The organism is Nostoc sp. CHAB 5715, from assembly GCF_020829685.1.
Classification (GTDB): Bacteria; Cyanobacteriota; Cyanobacteriia; order Cyanobacteriales; family Nostocaceae; genus Nostoc.
The window spans coordinates 1-3,696 of sequence record NZ_JAIVFR010000771.1; the positions used below are offsets into that span (position 1 = coordinate 1).

General features: G+C 43.4%; 3 protein-coding genes and 1 pseudogene. All 4 read left to right on the forward strand.

Going from position 1 to position 3,696, the window contains the following annotated elements; all coding sequences use genetic code 11:
• The first annotated feature begins 368 nt into the window (after window positions 1-368).
• A complete protein-coding gene (cobM, locus tag LC574_RS30920; protein WP_229457406.1) occupies window positions 369-1,184 on the forward strand; it encodes a precorrin-4 C(11)-methyltransferase in 816 nt (271 codons plus the stop codon).
• Between the two features lie 333 nt (window positions 1,185-1,517).
• Window positions 1,518-1,871 carry a phenylpyruvate tautomerase MIF-related protein gene (locus tag LC574_RS30925; protein ID WP_229457407.1) on the forward strand — a complete coding sequence of 118 codons (354 nt, stop codon included), beginning with the start codon at window positions 1,518-1,520 and terminating at the stop codon, window positions 1,869-1,871.
• 77 nt (window positions 1,872-1,948) lie between these two features.
• Window positions 1,949-3,088: a 23S rRNA (adenine(2503)-C(2))-methyltransferase RlmN gene (gene rlmN, locus LC574_RS30930; protein ID WP_229457408.1), complete on the forward strand. Its 1,140-nt coding sequence runs from the start codon at window positions 1,949-1,951 to the stop codon at window positions 3,086-3,088.
• Between the two features lie 251 nt (window positions 3,089-3,339).
• Window positions 3,340-3,696 (forward strand): annotated as a pseudogene (locus LC574_RS30935) (hypothetical protein); the annotation flags it as partial.

The following is a 3,696-nucleotide window of genomic DNA, read 5'->3' on the forward strand; positions in this document are numbered from 1 at the left end:
TCTTAATCATTTAACATTACCACAAGGTGGCTTTTTTCCTGAACCCTGGCCCACATTTACTCCAGAACTTAATGTTTCCCAAATCACCTTCTCCTCTGCCTAATTTTTAAATACCTACCCTTGAAAGAGGGGAGGCAGGGGGAGATGAGGGAGATGAGGAAGAAGAATTAATAATCAATGCCCTGTTTGTCCAATGCCCCATGCCCAATGCCCAATGCCCCATGCCCAATGACTAAAAAATAAAAAATGCCCCAGAGTATTCTCTAGGGCTTAACCAGGGTGCATCTACCATTACTCTCTACTAGGAAAAGAGGGTAAATCCGGAAAGATACTGAGAAAATATCAAAAAAGTTTTTTGAGGGATTGCCGTGTCTTCTTCTAAAAGTGAAAATTTGAGTTATGAAAAAACACTATATGCCATAGAACCATCTGTGTACATTGTGGGAGCAGGCCCTGGAGATCCTGATTTATTGACGGTGAAGGCGCAGAAACTACTGGCTGTTGCTGATGTGATTTTATTTGCTGATTCTTTAATACCTGAACAAATTTTAGAACTTTGCCGAAAAGATGCGGAGATAATTAGAACTGCGAATCAGACTTTAGAAGAGATTTTGCCGATTATGATAGATCGGGTGCGATCGCAACACAAATCTCTAGTCCGTCTCCATTCTGGCGATCCTAGTCTCTACAGCGCCATCCACGAGCAAATGCACCTCCTCGCTGAGGCAAATATTGCTTTTGAAGTCATCCCAGGTATCAGCGCCTTTCAAGCCGCAGCTGCCAAACTTAAAGTAGAACTGACTGTCCCCGGTTTAGTCCAAACCATCATTTTGACCCGGATCAGTGGACGTACAGAAGTCCCCGCCACTGAGGAATTAGCCTCTCTCGCTGCACATCAGGCTAGCCTCTGCTTATATCTAAGTGCGCGTCACGTCGAAAATGCCCAAGCTAAACTACTCGAACATTACCCAGCCGAAACCCCCATTGCAATTTGCTTTCGCATCGGATGGCCCGATGAAAAAATCAAGGTTGTCCCCCTTAATGAAATGGCAGACTGCACTCATAAAGAAAAACTAATTCGCACTACACTTTATATAATCAGTCCAGCCCTCTCGGCAAATAAAGGGCGATCGCGTTTATATCATCCCGAACATAGTCATCTATTTCGTTCGTCTCATAACTAAATGCTGGGCATGGGGCATTGGGCATTTTGAGCTAGATGAATGAGTCTTTGAGGTGGATGAATGAGTCTCTAAGATGGATGAATGAGTTTCTGAGGTGGATGAACGGAGTTCTGAGGTGGATGAATGAGTTTCTGAGGTGGATGAACGGAGTTCTGAGGTGGATGAACGAGTATCTGAGGTGGATGAACGAGTATCTGAGGTGGATGAACAGAGTTCTGAGGTGGATGAATGAGTCTTTAAGCCAATGCTTGAACTTCTAACTCCCCCTGCCCCTGCCCTACCTAACGATAAACTTAACAATGTGAATAAAATCCCAAATCCCAATTTAGTACTATGCCATTAATTAAAGTGCAAACTTCTGCAACTGCTCCTCAAAAAGCTGAAATTGAATTAATGCTTTTAAACCTATCAGCCAAGTTAGCAAAACATTTGGGAAAACCAGAATCTTATGTAATGACTGCTTTTGAGCCAGAAATTCCCATGACTTTTGCAGGGAATACAGACCCAGTTTGCTATATTGAAATTAAGAGCGTTGGTACAATGAAGCCAGATCAAACCGCAGCAATGAGTCAGGAATTTTGCCAGCAGATTAACCAAACTCTAGGTGTGCCAAAAAATCGCATTTACATAGAGTTTGCAGACGCTAAGGGTGCGATGTGGGGCTGGAACGGCACAACCTTTGGGTAATTTCCCGTTTCCTTTGGTCAAGACTAAGTTAATCTGGCAGGTGTAGGATAGAGATCCTACATCAACTCTTGATTTTTATGTCTGCTACGCCTCTTGTATCTCAAGTTGAGTTACACAACCCAATAAAATCAGAATTAATTCCTCCCCTTCTCGGCGCTTCTCTTGCGGATTTAACCACTTGGGTGCAGCAGCAGGGACAACCTGCTTATAGAGGAAAGCAGCTGCATGAATGGCTCTATGACTTGGGAGTGCGATCGCTAGCTGATATTTCTGTGTTCTCCAAGCAATGGCGGAAAAAAGTAGCAGAAATCCCCATTGGGCGCTCAACTTTACATTACCGCTCTGTGGCTGCCGATGGCACAGTCAAATATCTTTTACGATTAGCAGACGATCAAATTATTGAAACTGTTGGCATCCCCACCTTTGCAGAAGGGGGAGAAGGCCCAAAATCCCGTTTGACAGTTTGCGTCTCTACTCAGGTGGGTTGCCCAATGGCGTGTGATTTTTGCGCTACTGGTAAAGGAGGCTACAAGCGCAACTTAGCACGGCATGAAATTGTCGATCAGGTGTTAACTGTGCAAGAAGATTTTCAGCAACACGGCAGTCGCTACAACGGGGGGAACCCCCGCAACGCGCTGCCTCGGGTTAGCAATGTGGTGTTTATGGGACTGGGTGAACCGTTGTTGAATACTGAGAATGTCCTAGCAGCGCTGAAATCCCTGAATCAAGATGTCGGTATTGGGCAGCGATCGCTTACAGTTTCTACAGTTGGTATTCGCCATCGCATCCGTCAGTTCGCGCAAAACAATTTGCAAATCACCCTCGCTGTAAGTCTCCACGCACCTAACCAAGCACTGCGGGAAAAACTCATCCCCAGCGCCCGCGCCTATCCTCTAGAAGATTTGCTGGCTGAATGTCGAGAATATGTGGAAATCACTGGACGCCGCGTTACCTTTGAGTACATACTCCTGGCTGGTGTTAACGATTTACCAGAACATGCATTGGAACTGTCAAAGCGTCTGCGAGGATTCCAAAGTCATGTGAATTTGATTCCTTATAATCCTATCCAAGAAGTAGATTACAAACGCCCCAACCGCGATCGCATTCAAGCATTTGTCAACGTCCTTAAGCAACAAAATACTGCTGTTAGTGTGCGTTATTCCCGTGGTTTAGAAGCTGATGCTGCTTGTGGACAACTCAGAGCAAGTAAGAAATAAACCCAGATGTATCCTGAAAATTATCTCTGTTTATCTATGGGTAAAACCGCCTGAAATCCCTTTTTAAACCTACTCGCCGGAAATACATAGATTACGGAAATCCGGCAACCCATCTAAAAAATGTGAATGTATAATTTAATTAAGATGAATATCTAAAAAACGATATTTTTATGCAAATTATAAATAATGTTGACATTTTAAAGGTTTAGCGATCGCTCAACCCAACCTATAACAATTAAGGAAATAACTGCATGTTGAATCGCTTATTAATGGTTAAAGCATGGCTACTATTAATTGTGCTTGCAAAAGCTTTATCGATTAATTCTCCTGCCTATGCACAAATAATTCAGAGGAATCCTCAGCAACCTGAGTCTTTTCAAGAAAGAATGAGACAACAACAAGAGGAGCAAACTCAGCGAACACAAGAGCAATTTAACGAAACATTGCTTCGGCAACAGTTTCAGCAACCACAACTACAACAACAACTGGTGATAGACCAGCTCCTGGCGATTATAGTGGTGATGGGAAAAATGATTTCGCTGTCTGGCGACCCAATAATGGTACTTGGTATATATTTACGAATTTACAATGATAAATCCACAATCAAC